Consider the following 17,758-nt stretch of genomic DNA (forward strand, 5'->3'; position numbering starts at 1 on the left):
GCTGGCCGTCGACGGCGTCGACCCGAAACGGCCCTCCGCCCCTGAGCAATTGCAGAATATTCTGCACGACAGGCTGTGGCCGCTCGAACGACGCGTCACCGGCTGGGGCCGCGAGACGGGGATGCGTCAGACGCCGTAACGCTACCCAACGCCCGGCCGCCAGCTTCACGTGCCGGGACCCGTGGTGCTGTCGGCGCACAGTGCGAGTCCTTGTAGCGGGGGTGCGGAACGGCGATCTGGTGCATCGTTTCAGGCCTGCCGTGGCAGGCCGGACGGAAGGCGCTGCTCCTGTGTCCTACTCGCGTGGGAGCAGCCTGGAATTCGGCAGCGGTGGCGCCGGTAGTGGCGGCGGTTGGTCGGCCGGGAACTCACCGAACAGGGCCGGCTTGCCGACATCTCTCGGGTCGGACTGTTCGAAGCCGAGTTCGGCCTGGTAGCGGCGCCGGTACTCAGCGATCTCGTCGTGATCGCGGCCGACGAAGTTCCACCACATCACGATCTGCTCCCGCAGCGGGACGCCGCCCAGCAGGATGACGCGGGCTCCGGTATCGCCTGCGGTGATTACCAACGTGTCGGATCCGGGAGGTACGTACGCGAGCGAACGATGGTCGACGGCGGTCGAATTCACCGTGACCGCGACACTCTCGGCGAGAACCGCATGTTCGAAATCGGCCCGCACAGTGAGCTGTGCCGAGGCGCCGGGCTCGAGGATCAGTTCGGCACCGAGCAGGTCGGGGGTTCGCGTGTCCACCGGGGACACCGCTCCGAGAAACGCGCCGATGAACACGCGCGCCGTGACGCCGGGCAGTGTCACCGGCTCCGGCGCGTAGTGCGCGAACGCATTTTCACTGAATCGTGTTTCGTCCGGCAGTGCGTACCAGAGCTGCACCCCGTGCAGGATGTTCGTTCCGGGGTCGCTGATCTCCTGGTGGGTGATGCCGCGGCCCGCGATCATCAGGTTGAGCTCGCCCGGCACGACGGAGGCCGCGTTACCGCCGGAGTCGAGATGCTCGACGCGTCCGGTGAACAACCAGGACACCGTCGCGAGCCCGGTGTGCGGGTGCCGCGGCATCCGCATACCACCGGTCAGCGAAATATCGTCGGGACCGTAGTGATCCAGAAAGCACCATGCCCCCACCAAAGACCGCTGCCGCTGTGGAAGCGTCCGGTACACGGTCATCTCCCGCACACCGCCGAGGGGCACCGCGCGCGGCTCGAGGATCTCTGTCGCCGTGCACGGCTGCCCCGGATCCAGGACTTCCAGATCGGGGCGTGAGTCGAGGTTGGTCATCGAATGATCTTCCCTTCGGTATCGCGGGGACGCACCGTATGCCGGCTGAGGATCGAGATCCGGTTGAACGCATTGATCGTGACCGCCACCCATTCGGCGGCAACGAACGCTTCCTCGCCGAGAACCCGGCGGGCCCCCACGAGATCGGCCTCCGACTCGTCGGTCGTGGGCAGCACGGTGGCGGCCTCGGCCACCGCGAGCACTGCCCGCTGGCGCTCGTCGAACAACCCCGTCTCCCGCCATGCCGGCAGCACGTCGAGCTGCTGCTGCGCTATCCCGGCTCGTCTCGCCTCGCGCGAATGCAGCTCCACGCAGAACGCGCACGCGTTGAGCTGCGACGCCCGCAGCTTGATGAATTCGGTCTCCTGGGCCGAGAGGCCACGCCGCAGAACCGCCGACCGAATCGCCGAGGAAAACGCTTCGGCAGCCTCCCATGCCTCGGGCATGACCTTGTCCAGGGACGGACGCATGGTGTTTTGTCTCCATTTCCGCGCTCACTCGGGCGGGCGCTCGTCGTTTCCGGGTGAACTCACCCGGGAGGTGTTCGGTGCGGCGCTCACATCGTTCGGCGTGGGCCCGGAGCAGACCGTGTGGGGCGCCTTCGTTCTCGCCGTACTCGGCCTGTGTGGAAGCGGCGGCCGGTGGCGTCGACCGGGTTGGCCCTGTCGAGCGCAGCCCTGTTGTCCGGCGTGGCAGCGGACCGCCCGGCTATGTTCGCGAATGTATCGCTCGGTCAATGTGTCCCACCACCGTGACCCGGCCACCGTCGCCGGGATCGGGTTCAGGGATGATCTCTTCCGGGTCGACCAGGTAGACCTCGTGACCATCCAGCGTGAGCCGGCGCACGACCTCCAGCAGCATGCGCCGCCCTACGTCGTCGATCGAATAGACCATCGTGAGGTCCAAGGCCACCGCGTATTCTGCGGGCGCGGTGTCCACTACCTCTCGAACTACTCGCTCGGCGGCGGCAAAACCGATCCCGCCTTGCAGGCGCAGCACTCGCAGCGCGTCGGGTCCACGGCCGACGACCTCGTTGGATCGCACCACCGCGCGCCCGGTGGCCGGAACCTCCATCACATGCAACCCCATATCGGCAGAGAACCGCTCGAACAACGACACCCCGCGAACGCTGTTTCCGTGGCGGTCCAGTCGCGGCGAGAACGTCGCGATACCGATCTGACCGGGCAGCGCACCGATCAGGCCACCGGCCACCCCGCTCTTCGCCGGAATCCCGACCTGCGTCGCCCAATCACCGGCCGCGTCGTACATACCGCAGGTGGACATGACGCTCAGCACCTGGCGCACCACCGGCTCGGGTATCACTCGTTCCTCCGAGAGCGGATTGATCCCGCGGTTGGCCAGCGTCGCGGCCATCACGGCCAGGTCTCGCGTGGTGACGAGCACAGAGCACTGACGGATGTAGCCGTCGACGACGGCCCGCGGATCCTCGGTGAGGATGTCGTGGCTACGGAGCATATGCGCGATGGCGAGGTTGCGGTGCGCGTGTTCCATTTCCGACGCACACACCGTCTCGTCCATCGTCAGCGGACGGCCGGCAAACGCCGACAGGCCGTCGACCACCCGCTGCACGCGCTCCGGCGGGGTCAGTTCTGCCGAACCTGCCAGCGAATGCGCGGTGATCGCACCGGCGTTGATCATCGGATTGTAGGGACGACCGGTATCGCTTTCGAGGGAGATCTGGTTGAACGCCTCTCCCGATGGCTCGACCCCGACTTTGGCAAGCACCGGATCGAAACCGTGATCCGCCAGTGCCAGCGCGTAGGTGAACGGCTTGGAGATCGATTGGATCGTGAACTCGGTATCGATATCGCCGGCGCCGTAGACCATCCCGTCGACGGTGGCGAAGACCGCACCGAGGCGGTCGGGGTCCGCTGCCGCGAGCTCCGGGATATAGTCCGCCGGCTCCCCGGAGGTATCCGGTTCGACATCTCCGAGTACCTCGGTCAGGTAGTCGGGAACAACCGATCGCATTCGTGCTCCTCACTGCAGACCCGCAACCTTATGCGCTGTGACGGCGGCGTCGACGTCGTGGTGTGTCGGGCCGGCATGTACCGACGCCGCCGCCAATGGCGAGGTGGATGTGTCACCGGGCAGTTCTCACGACCCGCTCTGGGTGGCACGCACTACCAGGTCGATATCGGCCGGAGCCGGCCGGCGGAAAACACCGCCGTTCGCGCCGAATTCATCGCCGTGCGTCCGCAGGTGGCGAGCGAACAGCGGGCATACCGGGACGACGGTCAGGTTGTTGCGAACGGAGTCGGCCAGCGCTGCCCGCACGAGTATCCCGGCCAGACCTCGTCCGCCGAATTCCTGGTCCACTTCGGTGTGGAAAAAGATCCGTTCGGCGTCTGCACCGGGTGAGTCGACGAAATCGGCCCTGCCGGCGGACGAGCCGTCGGCGAGGTTCAGGATGTAGGAGCTGATCGGATCGGCGGCAACGAGTTCGACCGTCACGGACGCACCGGTGTTGTCGGTCAACACTTCGGCCATCTGGATATCCTTTCGTCAACGGGGGTCGCGGCTCGGACGGCGAGGTGCACCGGTGCCGAACCGCCGTGTGGCAAGCCTGGACCGGTCATCGGTTCGTCCCCACTGTGGCGGTGGGCTGTTCGGCCAGAATCTCGCGGACCCGGGGGATGACCGCGGTGCCGTACAGCTCGACCGACCGTAACCGGGCGGTGGCGGAAACGGTGCCGGCGGCGGAGTAGATCATGTCGAACCGGCCCACATCCAGCGCCCGGATCGCCCCGGCAATCTTGGCCGCGACCGTCTCCACCGAACCGACATACAGCGACCCGCTCGCCACCTCGGCGTCGAATTGTTCCCGGCGCAGCGGTGACCAGCCGCGCAGCGCGCCGATGCGGTCGTGGTTTTCCCGGTACCCGGGGTAGAACAGCTCTTTGGCCTCGTCGTCGGTCGCGGCGACGAAACCGGGCGAATGCATCCCGACCGGCCGCGCCGTCGTACCGAACTCCGCGCTCGCCCGCCGGTACAACTCCACGAAGGGCGCGAAGCGCCCCGGGGCGCCACCGATCACGGCGAGCATGAGCCCGAACCCGTAGCGAGCGGTGCGGAGCACCGACTCGGGTGTCCCGCCGACCCCGACCCAGGTAGCGAGACGCCCCGATTCGGTTTTCGGGTACACCTCCGCATCGTGCAGGGCGGCGCGAGTGGTGCCCTCCCACGTCACCGGCGTCTCGTCCAGGAGTCGGTGGAACAGGTCGATCTTCTCCTCGAACAGCACCTCGTAATCTTTCAGGTCGTACCCGAACAGCGGGAACGACTCGGTGAACGAACCCCGCCCGAGGATCACCTCGGCCCGGCCGCCGGAGAGCGCGTCCACGGTGGCGAACCGTTGGAACACCCGCACCGGGTCGTCGGAGGACAGCACCGTGACGCCCGAGGCGAGCCGGATGCGTTCCGTGGCGGTGGCGATACCGGCCAGCACCGTCTCCGGGCTGGAGATCGCGTACTCCGGCCGATGGTGTTCACCCAGCGCGATCACGTCTATGCCGGCCTGATCGGCCAGAACCGCCTCGGTCACCGCGGCGCGGATCGCCTGCGCATGCGAGACGATCTCGCCTCGGTCGTTGCGGGGCCGGTCGCCGAAGCTGTCGATACCGAACTCGAGCTGCGAAACATCCATCCTGTGTGATTCCTTCGAGGTCTTCGTTGCGCCGATATGTGACCCGTGGGTGGCCATGTTTCGCATGCGTTCCACCAGGCCGCCCGGAACTATCCCGCGGCCGTGAGAACGACCGTACGGCGGTCGCCGGGCGGGCGTCCAAGACTTGTTCGTCCACGAAACGATAGAATTCGTCTATCGATATCAATCCCCGCCTGCTCCGTTACTTCCTGGCCGTGGCCGAGGAACTCCACTTCGGCCGCGCAGCCACGCGTCTCTACATCGCCCAGCCCTCCCTGAGCCATCAGATCCGCAAACTCGAGGAGATCCTCGGAACTTCACTGTTCGTGCGTTCGAACCGCCGGGTGCAGCTCACCGCCGCGGGCCGCGCACTGGTTCGCGAGGCGCCGATAGCACTGGCCGCGCTGGAGAACGCCGTCCAGCTCACCCGGCTGGCCGGGTCCGGGATCACGACGACGATCCGGCTCGGCTACACCCCGGTGACAGGTTTCGATACGCTCACGACATTGCTGGATGCTCTCCACAAGGACCATCCCGGTCTCACGGTCGACGCCCGGGAGATCTTCAGCGCCGAGATCCCCGAACGTCTGTGTGCCGGCGATCTGGACATCGGTCTCGCCCTGTCACCGCAGCCCGCCGACGGGGTGAGTGCCGAACTCCTCCGCGAAGAGCCCGTGTCCGCGCTCCTCAGCATCTGCCACCGCCTCGCGGCCGGAACACCGCTCCCGGTGGCGGCCCTCCGCGACGAAACGTTGCTGCTGTTCCCGCGCCGCCTCGCCCCGGTGTACTACGACGGTATCGTCGCCGCCTGCCGGGAAGCGGGCTTCACACCCGAGATCTGCGCGTTCGACGAACCGCCGGTGCACGCCATGCTCGCCCGGCTCGCCGGCGGACGCGAAATCGGCTTGGCGCCGGCGTCGTTCGCCGAGCACGCCGCGAACGCCAGGGCCGGTATCGTCCTTCGCGACGTCGTCGATCCACCGATCCGGGCAGCACTTTCGGTCCTGTGGCCCGCGAACGATCCCTCCCCTGCCGTTGCCGGTGTCCTGGCCACCGCCCGGCGCTGCGCCGAACGCAATGGATGGTTGCCCCACCCTGTACTCGAGTAGTTTTCCCGATTCGCGTTTCGTCGCGGCGATCCATACTCGGACCATGCATTCGGTACGCACGGCAATCCGGGAACTGATGGATCGTTCGATCGAGATCGGTGGCAGCACGGGACACGGCACGGTGGTGATCAGCGCCGGTCCCGGTACCGTCCAATGGCTCGCCGAGTCCCGCGGTGTGTTCGATATCGAAGTCGTCGATCCCGCCGGGCCGGTGCGCCGGACGCTGTACCAGCGGTTGCGCCGTCGTCGCCCCGCCGGGCCGGCCGGGTTCACCGAGCGGGAACGTGCCCTGCCGGCCGAACCGGGGTTCGTCGCGGGCGACGTGGCCTGCGAATTGCGCCCGGACGAGGCCGGACTCGACCACGAGCAGATCCTGTACGTCCTCACCACCGTGCTGCACGATATTTTCCGGGTCCACGACCCCGACGGCTTCACGGCCGAAATTTTCTGATTCTCAGCCGCTGAACCCGGTCAGCGCCCCGCGCTCGTCGAAGCGTGCGCCCGGCGCCCACGCGATCTCCCACCGGTTCCCTTCCGGGTCCGCGATATAGCCGGAACGCCCGCCCCATGCGCGGTCCACCGGTTCGGCGACGACCGCGGCACCGGCCCGCACCGCGGCGGCGAATGCCCGGTCCACCTGCTCGGGACTGTCGACATTGCAGGCGAGGGTTATCCCTGACCAGCCCGCGGCGACACCGCCGGCTGCTTCCGCGGCGAGTTCGGTATCGGGGTAGAGCGCGAGCAGGACACCGCCGAGCAGAAAGCCGGTCCACTGATCGTCCCCACCCGGCACTTCCTCCCAGCCGAGGGCCCGATAGAAACGGCGGAGTGCGGGCAGATTTCGAGTACCGAGCGTCACCACGGTCATACGGGCCGGGAGATCGGACATGTCCCCAGAGTACATGCGCCCGAGCGCAATCAGTTCAGGCGTCGTAGGGCAGCAGCGTGAAACGGGTAACGCCCCACAGTGGCTTCAGCGTGCGGAAGTGGCGTTGATCGAGCGTCATCACATCCGTCGCACCCGCTGCGGCAGTTCATCACCCCGTCCAGCGCGGCTTCCGTTTCTCCGCGAACGCAGCGGGGCCTTCCTGAGCATCGGCGCTGCGGTAGGCACGGGAAGCTGCGTGGCGCGCCGCCGCCGAAGCTGCCGAGCGGCCCATCTCGGTCGCCAGCATGACGGTTTCGCGGGCCGCGCGCACCGACAGTGGCGCCCCGGCCAGGATCCGGTGGGCCAGGGCGAGGGCCGTATCCAGTAGATCGCCGGGTTCGGCGAGCCGGTTGACCAGCCCGATCTCGTAGGCACGCTGGGCGGTGATCGGGTCGCCGGTGAGCAGGATTTCCATCATGATCCGCTGCGGGATCATATGGATCAGCGGGGCCGCCCAGGGCGAGCTGCGGCCCACCTTCACCTCGGTGACCGCGAAGGTGGCGGTGGTGCTGGCCACGCACAGATCGCAGGCCTGGGCGATCATCCAGCCGCCTGCGAAGGCGGCGCCGTTGACCGCGGCGATGGTCGGTTTGGACAGTTCGACGGTGTCGTAGGGCAGCGGGAACATATCGCGGGGTGGTTCACCCATCCGGGTCTCCACCATCTCCGCGAGATCCCCGCCCGCGCAGAAGGCTTTCCGGCCCGCGCCGGTGAGGATCGCGATCCGCAGAGACGGGTCGTGTTCGAAGCGGTCCCAGGCGTCGAACAGGCCGGCCCGGATATCTTTGCCGAGGCAGTTGCGGCGGTCCGGACGGTTGAGGGTGATGACCGCGATACCGTCGGGCCGGGCGTCGAACAGTACGGCATCGGACATTCAGAATCCTCTGCGCTGGATCTCGAAAGCGGCCCGGTCGAGGTCTTCCCGGCAATCCGGATGGGCGATGGCGATCAGCCGGCGGGTGCGTTCGGGTAGCGGGCAGCCCGCGAGTTCGGCGGCACCGAATTCGGTGACGATCACATCCACCTCGCTGCGCGCGGTGGTCACCGGACCCGACAGCCGGCCGGTGATCCGGCTGACCGTGCCACCATTCGCGGTGGCCGGCAGCGCGATGACGGCGTGCCCACCGCGGGAGCGGGCTCCGGCGCGGACGAAATCGACCTGGCCGCCGGTGCCGCCGAGGTAAGCCGGCCCACTCTGCTCGGCATTCACCTGACCGGTGAGATCGACTTCCATCGCGGAGTTGAGGGTGACCAGGCCGTCGAGCCGGGCGAGAATCGCCGGGTCGTGGGTGTAGGAGGTGGGACACAACCGCAGCCCGGGATTGCGGTCGGCGAATCGGTACAGCCGATCGGTGCCGATGAGGGCGCCGGTAACCGTCACCCCCGGGTCGATCGGCTTGCGCGCGTTGGTGACGGCACCGGCCTCGATCAGGTCGACCACACCGTCACCGATCATTCCGGAATGGACCCCCAGGTCCCGGCGATCCCCCAGCAGGCGCAGGACGGCGTCGGGTACGGCGCCGACGCCCACCTGGAGTACGGCACCGTCCTCGATGTAGGAGGCTACGTATTTCGCGATCTTTTCGTCGGTGGGGCCGATCGCGGCGGGCGGGACCTGTACCGGGCTGCGCGAAACCCGGACCGCGCAATCGATCTCCTCGGCCCGCAGCCCTTCGCCGAGCGTGTACGGCACCTGCTCGTTGACCTCGGCGATCACCACCCGCGCCCGGTCCACCGCGGCCCGGGTATGGTCGCCGATCAGTCCGAAGCTGTGCCGGCCGTTCTCGTCGGCGGGGCTGACCTGCACGAAAGCCACATCGCAGCCCAGGGTTCCGGCCTCGATCATCGGGCCCACCCGGCCGACATGGCACGGGATGATGCCGAGCCGGTGCGCCTTGGTGAGGGTACGCAGTGAACCGATGGCCCCCATACTCGACAGGGCGAACGATTCGGTGGATTCGGGGGTGAGGATGCCGGAGAAACTGGTGGCGACGAAGACGGACAGGTCCCCGATCGCCCGGCCCTGCGCGGTCAGCGCTTCGATCAGCGTGCTCGGTTCCCCGCAGGCCTGACCGATGACGATCCGGTCGCCCGGCCGCAGGTATCGGCGCAGGTCCAGCTCGTCGGCCGCGACCGTGGTCACCCGCGCTCCTCTCGGTCCGTGGGGACGGACTGCTCACCGGCCGACCCGTCGGCGCCCTCGCTTTCTTCATCTCCCGCAGGAAACCGCGACGAGCCCCCGGAGCCGGACACCACGACCCCATCGGGATCACCGGAACCCGCCGGTCCCGAAGAAACCCGGGCCCGCGCCGGACCAGGCGTCCCCGCCAGCTCCTCAGGTCCGGCGGCATCGGTTGCGGCCGCCCGCCCGGGAAGCCGCCCCGCAGCCGGCATGGCCCCCGCCGGGGCGGCAATCCCCGCCGGGCGGGCGTTACCTCCAGCACCCTCGGCACCCGCTGAATCCGTCGCTCCCGGTGATCCCGCCGCCCGGGCGGACCGCGCTGGTCCCGGCCTTCCGGTGTCACGCGTAGATCCAGCGGCTTGCCCCGGACCCACTGCGCTGCCGGATCGCGGACAGGGGCCGGATCCGTCGGCTCGTGCGGACCATGCAGCACGCACCGATTCGGCCGATACCGGAGCCCCGGCACCGCCGCCCATAACCTCCGGAGTGTGCTCACCGAGCCGGGGCGCGGGCCCCGCAACCCGGCCCGGGGTGCGGGAGAACCAGGCGGGTGGACCCGGGAAACGCACCGGGCCGGTGGGCGTTTCGACTGTCTGGAAGAAGCCGGTGGCGGTCAGTTGCGGGTTGTCGAGTAGTTCGTCGAGGGTGTTCACGGGAGCGGCCGGGATATCGAGCGAATTCAGCAGTTCCAGCCATTGTGCGGTGGTGCGGCCCCGGAAGGTTTCGCGGAGATGCGCGTACACGGTGCCGATCCGGGCCGCGCGCTGCGCGAGGGTCGCGAATTCCGGGCCCGCCCAGGGCGGATCGACCGCGGCGATGAACGCGTTCCACTGTTTGTCGTTGTAGACCAGCGCCGAGAGGTAGCCGTCGGCGGTGCGGTACGGGGTGCGCTCGCTCGTGACCGCGCGCGGGTAGGCGGCAGTGCCGAGCGGCGGGTCGAACAGGGCGCCGCCTGCGTGTTCCACCAGCATGAACGCGGCCATGGTCTCGAACATGGCCACTTCGACCTCTTGTCCCTCGCCGGTGCGTTCGCGGTGGAACAGTGCCATCATCGTGGCGTAGAGGGCGGTCATTCCGGCGACCTTGTCGGCCATGATCGTGCCGACGTACCCGGGTTCCCCGGTGAGCAGCTGCTGCACGTACGGCAGTCCGCATTCGGCCTGGATGGTGTCGTCGTAGGCGGTGCGGTCGGCGTCGGGGCCGCGGCGGCCGTAGCCATAGCAGTTGGTGTAGACGATGGCCGGGTTCATTTCCGCGACCCGCTCGTAGCCGAAGCCCAGTGCGGTGACGGCTTTTCCGCGCATGGAGTGGATGAAAACGTCGGCTTCGGCGATCAGTTCGCGCAACGCCGCCTTGTTCGATTCCGCGCGCAGGTCGAGGACCACGCTGCGTTTACCGCGGTTCACGTTCACGAAGACCCCGCCCATCCCCTCCGCGGGGCCCACCGAGATATAGCGGGTGTTGTCTCCGGCCGGAGGTTCCACTTTGATCACATCGGCACCCATATCGGCCATGATCTGGGTGCAGTAGGGACCCATCACCATCGCGGTCAGATCGATGACCCGGACCCCCGCCAGCGGCCCTGTGTGCTGCATACGCCCTACCTTCACCGGGCCGCGCGAAAAATTCGACGGCTATCTGATGAATCTTTGCAAGGATAGTGATATCAAGTATATGTGCCCATTTTCAATGGCGAGAACAACGTTTCCGGTCACGGAGGTACCGCGACCCGCGACGTGGTCTCGCTCCCCGCGTCCATCGCGGCGGTGCTACGACCGGCTCGTGCCGCGACGCCCGACGCCTCCGCAATCGAGGCGGCCTCGGGCAGCTGGACCTACCGTGAACTCGACCAACAGGCCGATGCCGCCGCGGCCGCGCTGTGGTCGCTCGGCGTGCGCCCCGGCGATCGGGTGGCGGCGTGCCTGCCCAACGACCTCGATATCGTCGCCGCCTTCCACGGCACCCAGCGGATCGGCGCGATCTGGGCGGGTATCGGCGAGGCGATGGCGGCGGCCGAACAGCAGTACCTGCACGACCTGATCGAACCGAAGGTCGTCCTGGCCGGTCGGCGTTGCCTGCTCGACACACCGGCCCGGGTCGACGCCGCCCAGTGGACGGCGGCTCGGCGCGCACCGGCCGCGCCCGCCATCGACACCGCGCTCGACGCACCCGCCGGTATCGCTTTCACCAGCGGAACATCCGGGCGGCCGAAGGCGGTGGTGCACAGTCAGCGCAATATGCTGCTGCCCGGCGCAGTTCTCGTCGCGACCCGCGAATGGGGCCCGGATCTGCGCAAAGGCGACAGTTTCCCGCTGACCATTCTCAACATGATCGTATTGTCGACGCTGCTCACCGCCCAGGCGGGCGGCTGCGCGGTGATCATGGATCGCCGGGATCCCGCTGGGGTTGCGGAGTGGATCGCGACCCGGAAAGTGACTGTCTGGAACGGGGCACCCGCCCAGCTGCACGATCTGGCCGCCCACCCGGAACTGGACCTGAGCTCGCTGCGCGAGGTGTGGAGCGGCGGCAGCGACACCCCGGATCGACTCCGCGAGGCATTCGCCGCCGCACACGGGCTGGTCCCGCGGGTGACCTACGGGCTCACCGAGGCGCCGGCCGTGGTCTCGATCGACCCGCCCGGGGCGGACTGGACTCCCCGAACGAGCGGTACGGTGCTGCCGCACTATGACGTCGCGGCCTACGACGACCACGGAAACCGGCTTCCGCCGGGCGAGATCGGCGAACTCGGGCTGTCGGGCCGGATCGACGGTCCGTGGGCGAACCTGTGGCGCCCGCTGCTCGGGCACTGGACCGGCGACGGAATCGAACCACCGCCCGCGGGGCCGGTCGTCACCGGCGATATCGGTACGGTCGATCCGGAGGGCCGGCTCACCCTGCTGGACCGGAAGAAGATGGTGATCATCCGCGGGAGTGCGAATATCTATCCGCTCGAGGTGGAACGGGTGCTGGACACCCATCCCGCGGTCGGCAGATCCGCGGTCTGCGGGGTACCGCACGAACGACTCGGCCAGCAGGTCGCGGCGGTGATCCAGACGAATGGAGCGGCCGTGGATTTCACCGAACTCGCCGAACACTGCCGACGCGAACTCGCCGGTTACAAGGTGCCCGAGGTATGGGCCGTGGTCGAGGCACTACCCACCAACGCCATGGGCAAGGTCGTGCGCACGCGGCTGCCCGATCTGATCTTCCGCGCGGATACGGCATGAGCGGGACGGAGCCGGCGGCGACAGCGCAGTCTCATCGCACAGGGCCGCAGCAACCCGGCATGAACGAACCGGCCCGAGCAGCGCCGCGGAGTTCGGCAGCGCCTACGCCGGACTCCGGCACAGCCGCAATGAGCGAAGCAGATCGAGCGACGACAGGGCGGCGGCGCGAGGCACGGCCCTCACACAGGCCCGGAGTACAGGGGCAGCCGAAGCCGGGCCCGGAAACAGCAGGGCCGGGCGGCCGGACCAGGCGCGTTCCGGCACCCGGTGAACACACTGCTGTCGACGCGTATACGGCCGCGTTGCCATCGTTCGAGCTGAGTGGGCGGGTCGCTATCGTGACGGGCGCGTCGTCCGGGCTCGGCGCGGCGGTGAGCCGGGCGCTGGCAGGGCTCGGCGCGCAGGTCGCGGTGGTGGCGCGCCGGCGCGATCGGCTCGATGCGCTGGCCGGGGAGATCGGGGGAATCGCCGCCGCCGGTGACCTTTCGGAACCGGCGGCGATCGCGGAGATCATCCCGGATATCGCCGGGCGACTGGGACCACCCGAAATCCTGATCAATGCCGCGGGAAACCGGTTCGGCGCCGAACGCGCGGAATCCGAACCACTCGACGATATCCGGCGCACCCTCGACCTCAACCTGGTGGCGCCGCTACTGCTGGCTCAGCAGGTTTTCCCGTATATGCGTGAACTCGGCCGCGGATCGATCGTCAATATCTCCTCGATCAGCGGGCGAGTGGGTGTGCCGGGTATTCCGCAGGCGTCCTATGCCGCGAGCAAAGCGGGATTGTCCGGGCTCACCACGGAACTAGCGGTTCAATGGGCCCGGCATTCGATCCGAGTGAACACGGTGGCGCCCGGGTTCTTCCGCAGCGAGATCACCGGCAGCCTGTACGACAGCGACCGGGGTGCCGAATATCTGCGGCGCAATATTCCGTTGCCCACCGAAGGGACCGCCGAGGACATGATCGGCGCGATCGTCTGGCTCGCCGGCGATGCGGGTCGTTATGTCACCGGCCAGACCGTCGTCGTCGACGGCGGGTGGACGGCGCACTAGCCACCCGAAATGCTGGAACGGCACATATCCCGAACGGATCGAGGAAGGACCACATCACCGATGTTCTCCGCAATTGTCATCAACAAGGGCGAAGCCGGCCCCCGGGCCGAACTCACCGGCGTGGACGAGGACCGGTTGCCCGAGGGCGACGTCGACATCCAGGTGGCCTACTCCACCCTCAACTACAAGGACGCCCTCGCGATCACCGGCGCCTCCCCCGTGGTGCGCAAGTTCCCGATGATTCCCGGTATCGATCTCGCCGGCACGGTGACGGCGAGCAGCCACTCCCGCTGGACCGCCGGTGACAAGGTCGTCCTGAACGGCTGGGGCGTCGGCGAAACCCATTGGGGTGGCCTCGCCCAGCGGGCCCGGCTCAACGGCGACTGGCTGATTCCGCTGCCCGGCGAATTCACCGAGCGCCAGGCCATGGCGATCGGCACCGCGGGCTACACCGCGGCGCTGTGCGTGGACACGCTGCTGTCCCACGGTCTCACCCCGGACGCCGGTGAAGTTCTGGTGACCGGCGCGACCGGCGGGGTCGGCAGTGTGGCGATCGCCCTGCTGACCAAGGCCGGCTTCACCGTCGCGGCCGCCACCGGCAAGGCCGATGAGCATGCCTACCTGAAGCAACTCGGCGCGACCACGGTGGTGGACCGCGCCGAGCTCGCCGAGAAGGGCAAACCGCTGCAGAAGGAACGCTGGGCCGGTGTCGTCGACACCGCCGGCAGTCACACCCTCGCCAATGCCGCCGCGCAAACCCGCTATGGCGGCGCGGTGGCCGCCTGCGGCCTCGCCCAGGGCATGGATTTCCCGGCGTCCGTTGCCCCATTCATCCTGCGCGGCGTCTCGCTGCTGGGTGTGGACAGTGTGATGGCGCCCCTCCAGAAACGACTCGACGCCTGGGGCCGCCTGGCCCGCGATATGGACCCCGCCGTCCTCGATTCGATTGCCCGGGAGATCTCCGTCGGCGAGGCGATCGAGGCGGCAGGTGGATTCATCGCGGGTACCGTCCGCGGCCGCACAGTCGTCGATGTGAACCGCTGAACAGGAGTTACTCGTGACCGAGAACGCGACCGAACCGACCGTCGAACTCGACCTGAGCGATGTCGGCCACCGTGTCGGCAAACCCATCGGTGGCGGCCAGCTGTGGGATCCGTGCAGCACCTCCGATATCCGCCGCTGGGTGATGGCGATGGATTACCCGAACCCGCTGCACTGGGATCAGGAGTTCGCCCGCGAATCCCGTTACGGCGGGCTCGTCGCGCCGCAGTCGATCGCGGTCGCCCTCGATTACGGTCACGGCGCGGCACCGGCCTGCGTGGGGCGTATACCGAACAGCCACCTCATCTTCGGCGGCGAGGAGTGGTGGTTCTACGGTTGCCCCGTGCGGCCCGGTGACCAGCTGTTCCAGGAGCGGCGATTCCACGATTACAAGGTGGCGGAAACGAAATTCGCCGGGCCCACCATGTTCTCCCGCGGCGATACCGTCCACCGCAACCAGCACGGGGTGCTCGTCGCCAAGGAGCGGTCGACCGCGATCCGCTATCTCGCCGAGGAAGCGAACAAACGCGGAATGTACGAAAACCAGCTCGGCGAGATCAAGAAATGGACGGCCGCCGAACTCGCCGAGGTCGATACGCTGCGCACCGAATGGCTCATGTCGAACCGGCTCGGTGTCTCACCGCATTTCGACGAGGTGAAGGTCGGCGACAAACTCCCGCGCCGGGTGATCGGCCCGCACAGTATCGCCAGCTTCACCACCGAGTACCGGGCCTTCCTGTTCAACATCTGGGGCACCTTCCGGTGGACGGCGCCCGAGGGTATCGAGGATCCGTGGGTCTACCAAGATCCCGGCTGGACCGAAGGTTTCGGGTTCGACGAAGAAGGCGCGAAAATCGATCCGCGGTTGCGTGACGGGCTTTACGTCGGGCCCTCGCGCGGCCATATCGACGCCGGCAAGGCCGGTGAGGTGGGGATGGCACGCGCCTACGGTTACGGGGCCACCATGGGGGCCTGGTGCACCGACTACCTGGCCTATTGGGCGGGTAACGACGGCATGGTCCGGCACACCAAGGCCGATTTCCGGGGCCCGGCGTTCGAAGGCGATATCACCTGTTTCGACGCCGAGATCGTGGACAAGACTCCGGAATCCAGCTGGGGTGTGCCCCTGGTCCAGGTGAAGTTGAAACTCACCAACCAGGACGGCGGTGTGCTGGTCTCCTGCACCGCCGAGGTCGAGCTCCCGCTGTAACGCCGCTACCGCGGGGTGCGCCCGTCTCAGCGCGCTCCGCGGAAATACAACCACATACGACGGCAACGCCGGGCGCGGTACGAACCACACCGGACCACGGCCCGTATCCCGCCGGCCCCGCAACGGCGCATCATCGCGCAACAGATCACGTACGGAAGCGCGGCGACCGCGCACCGCCGGACACCAGAACGACGGGCCGCCGTGATCCGGGCGGCGGTCCTCCCAGCACCCTCCGTGCGCCGCGTGCGGAGCACCATCAGAGAGGACACCGGATGAGTACCGGGACCCAGCACACTCCTGCCCCGGCGATCGTCGCGGGGCCGCCCCTCGCGGAAGAACCCGGGCTGGGCACGCTCACTCTCCCGGGGTTCCTACGGGAAGTCACCGGCTCTTATGGCGATCGCACCGCGCTGGTCTTCCCCGCCGACGGCGTCGAGTGGACCTACGCCGACCTGTGGGACCGGGCCAACGAGGTCGCGCGAGCGCTGCGGGCGTGCGGGGTCGGGAAGGACAGCCGCGTCGGTGTGCTCATGACCAACCGCGCCGAATGGCTCGCGGCGGTTTTCGGTACCTCGCTGGCGGGCGGCGTCGCGGTGGCGCTGAGTACGTTCTCCACGGCACCCGAACTCGATCACCTGCTCCGGACCTCCGGGGTATCGGTGCTGCTGTTCGAACGCCGGGTCGCGACAACAGATTTCGGCGAGGTACTCACCGGGCTGGCACCGCAGCTCGGTACCGCCGGCCCCGGTGCGGTCGCCTCGACGGAGTATCCCTTCCTCCGCCATCTCGCCGCGGTCGGCGAACCGGTGCCGGCGACAGCGATCGAGAGTTGGGGCGAGTTCCTGGCACGCGGCGCGGACACCGATCCCGCACTGATCGTCGCGACGGCCGCGACAGTGCAGCCCAGCGATACCGCCGTCCTGTTCTTCTCCTCCGGCACCACCAGCAAACCGAAAGGTATCCGCAGCGCGCACCGCGGAGTCACGATCCAGCTGTGGCGGTTTCGCCGGATGTTCGGTTTCGGTCCGGACGACGAGGTGCGCTGCTGGACCGCCAACGGCTTCTTCTGGTCCGGTAATTTCGGCCAAGCGCTGGGCGCCACCCTCGCCGCCGGCGGCACCCTGGTCCTGCAGTCGATGTTCGATGCCGAGGAGGCTCTCGAACTGATGCACACGCAGCGGGTCACCTTCCCGGTCTCCTGGCCGCACCAGCATGCCCAGCTCCAAGGCGCCCCCAACTGGGACACCGTGGACCTGAGCAGCCTGCGCTTCGTCGACCGCGACCTCCCGCTGGCCACCCACCCCACCATCGACACCGACTGGACCGAACCCGGCCACGCCTACGGCAATACCGAAACCTTCACCATCACGACCTGTTTCCCGGCCTGCACGCCCGAGGAGACGATCGCCGGCAGCAGCGGTGTGCCGTTGCCCGGGGTGACGGTGAAGATCACCGACCCGCTCACCGGCTCGATCCTGAACCGCGGCGCACACGGCGAGATCTGCGTCAAAGGCCCTACTCTCATGCTCGGCTACGTGGGCACACCCCTCGACGAAACCCTCGACGAGGACGGCTATTTCCACACCGGCGACGGCGGATACCTCGACGACGACGGCCGTCTCTACTGGAAAGGCCGGCTCACCGACATCATCAAAACCGGTGGCGCCAATGTCTCCCCGCTGGAAGTGGACGAGGTACTCGCCGGATATCCCGGTGTGAAAATCGGCCGCACGGTGGGCGTCTCCCACGAAACTCTGGGCGAGATGGTCGTGGCCTGCGTCGTCCCGCACACCGGCCTGTCTCTCGATGCCGCCGCCATCCGCGACCACCTGCGCGCACAGCTCGCCAGCTACAAGGTCCCCCGCGAAATCCTGTTCTTCACCGAGGCCGACCTCGCGCTCAGCTCGAGCGCCAAGATCAAATCCAGTGATCTGAAGCTACTGGCGGCTCGGCGACTCGGCGGCGAGTAGACCGGCTACACCTTGCGCTCGGCGATCGCCCCGGGATGCTGTGCAGGACGGTGCGGGTAGCCCTCTGCGGCCGCCTCG

General features: G+C 68.1%; 15 protein-coding genes and 1 pseudogene. 7 read left to right on the forward strand and 9 right to left on the reverse strand.

The window, feature by feature from the left end:
- Nucleotides 1–295: 295 nt before the first annotated feature.
- The 5 genes from NFL01S_RS14625 to NFL01S_RS14645 form a co-directional block, all read right to left on the reverse strand.
- Nucleotides 296–1,291, reverse strand: a complete 996-nt coding sequence (locus NFL01S_RS14625; RefSeq protein ID WP_062975447.1) for a pirin family protein — start codon at nt 1,289–1,291, stop codon at nt 296–298.
- Nucleotides 1,288–1,761 carry a carboxymuconolactone decarboxylase family protein gene (locus NFL01S_RS14630; RefSeq protein WP_062975449.1) on the reverse strand — a complete coding sequence of 158 codons (474 nt, stop codon included), beginning with the start codon at nt 1,759–1,761 and terminating at the stop codon, nt 1,288–1,290. Before NFL01S_RS14630 ends, NFL01S_RS14625 begins: the two co-directional genes overlap by 4 nt.
- A 238-nt stretch (nt 1,762–1,999) precedes the next feature.
- A complete protein-coding gene (locus tag NFL01S_RS14635; RefSeq protein WP_062975451.1) occupies nt 2,000–3,283 on the reverse strand; it encodes a glutaminase in 1,284 nt (427 codons plus the stop codon).
- Nucleotides 3,284–3,409: 126 nt separating this feature from the next.
- Nucleotides 3,410–3,802 carry a GNAT family N-acetyltransferase gene (locus tag NFL01S_RS14640; protein ID WP_062975453.1) on the reverse strand — a complete coding sequence of 131 codons (393 nt, stop codon included), beginning with the start codon at nt 3,800–3,802 and terminating at the stop codon, nt 3,410–3,412.
- Between the two features lie 85 nt (nt 3,803–3,887).
- Nucleotides 3,888–4,958 (reverse strand): LLM class flavin-dependent oxidoreductase, encoded by a 1,071-nt coding sequence (locus NFL01S_RS14645; RefSeq protein WP_062975455.1) that lies wholly within the window; start codon nt 4,956–4,958, stop codon nt 3,888–3,890.
- Between the two features lie 194 nt (nt 4,959–5,152).
- Between NFL01S_RS14645 and NFL01S_RS14650 the strand changes: the two genes are divergently transcribed.
- Together NFL01S_RS14650 and NFL01S_RS14655 are read left to right on the forward strand one after the other, a co-directional pair.
- Complete coding sequence (locus tag NFL01S_RS14650; protein WP_281181529.1) at nt 5,153–6,067, forward strand: LysR family transcriptional regulator; 915 nt, start codon at nt 5,153–5,155, stop codon at nt 6,065–6,067.
- A 43-nt stretch (nt 6,068–6,110) separates the two neighbouring features.
- On the forward strand, nt 6,111–6,518 hold the full coding sequence (locus tag NFL01S_RS14655; RefSeq protein WP_062975459.1) for a hypothetical protein: 408 nt from the start codon (nt 6,111–6,113) through the stop codon (nt 6,516–6,518).
- Between the two features lie 3 nt (nt 6,519–6,521).
- On the opposite strand, the gene NFL01S_RS14660 is transcribed toward NFL01S_RS14655, so the two are convergent.
- The 4 genes and pseudogenes from NFL01S_RS14660 to NFL01S_RS14675 all read right to left on the reverse strand — a co-directional run.
- Entirely contained in the window at nt 6,522–6,956 is a 435-nt protein-coding gene (locus NFL01S_RS14660) for a VOC family protein (RefSeq protein WP_062975461.1), read from the reverse strand.
- A gap of 148 nt (nt 6,957–7,104) precedes the next feature.
- Nucleotides 7,105–7,869 (reverse strand): enoyl-CoA hydratase/isomerase family protein, encoded by a 765-nt coding sequence (locus tag NFL01S_RS14665; protein ID WP_062975463.1) that lies wholly within the window; start codon nt 7,867–7,869, stop codon nt 7,105–7,107.
- Nucleotides 7,870–9,138 (reverse strand): acetyl-CoA hydrolase/transferase family protein, encoded by a 1,269-nt coding sequence (locus tag NFL01S_RS14670; protein WP_174555687.1) that lies wholly within the window; start codon nt 9,136–9,138, stop codon nt 7,870–7,872. It lies immediately after the preceding gene.
- A 491-nt stretch (nt 9,139–9,629) separates the two neighbouring features.
- Nucleotides 9,630–10,772: pseudogene (locus tag NFL01S_RS14675) on the reverse strand (CaiB/BaiF CoA transferase family protein); the annotation flags it as partial.
- Between the two features lie 81 nt (nt 10,773–10,853).
- On the opposite strand from NFL01S_RS14675, the gene NFL01S_RS14680 reads away from it, so the two are divergent.
- From NFL01S_RS14680 to NFL01S_RS14700, 5 genes are all read left to right on the forward strand, one after another.
- On the forward strand, nt 10,854–12,404 hold the full coding sequence (locus NFL01S_RS14680; protein ID WP_245670694.1) for a class I adenylate-forming enzyme family protein: 1,551 nt from the start codon (nt 10,854–10,856) through the stop codon (nt 12,402–12,404).
- A 302-nt stretch (nt 12,405–12,706) separates the two neighbouring features.
- On the forward strand, nt 12,707–13,459 hold the full coding sequence (locus tag NFL01S_RS14685; RefSeq protein WP_062975467.1) for an SDR family NAD(P)-dependent oxidoreductase: 753 nt from the start codon (nt 12,707–12,709) through the stop codon (nt 13,457–13,459).
- A 60-nt stretch (nt 13,460–13,519) separates the two neighbouring features.
- Complete coding sequence (gene acuI, locus NFL01S_RS14690; RefSeq protein ID WP_062975469.1) at nt 13,520–14,503, forward strand: acrylyl-CoA reductase (NADPH); 984 nt, start codon at nt 13,520–13,522, stop codon at nt 14,501–14,503.
- A gap of 13 nt (nt 14,504–14,516) precedes the next feature.
- Nucleotides 14,517–15,710 carry a MaoC family dehydratase gene (locus NFL01S_RS14695; RefSeq protein ID WP_062975471.1) on the forward strand — a complete coding sequence of 398 codons (1,194 nt, stop codon included), beginning with the start codon at nt 14,517–14,519 and terminating at the stop codon, nt 15,708–15,710.
- 272 nt (nt 15,711–15,982) lie between these two features.
- Complete coding sequence (locus NFL01S_RS14700) at nt 15,983–17,680, forward strand: class I adenylate-forming enzyme family protein (protein ID WP_062975474.1); 1,698 nt, start codon at nt 15,983–15,985, stop codon at nt 17,678–17,680.
- Nucleotides 17,681–17,758 lie beyond the last annotated feature (78 nt).

Source organism: Nocardia flavorosea NBRC 108225 (assembly GCF_001613385.1).
Lineage (GTDB): Bacteria > Actinomycetota > Actinomycetes > Mycobacteriales > Mycobacteriaceae > Nocardia > Nocardia flavorosea.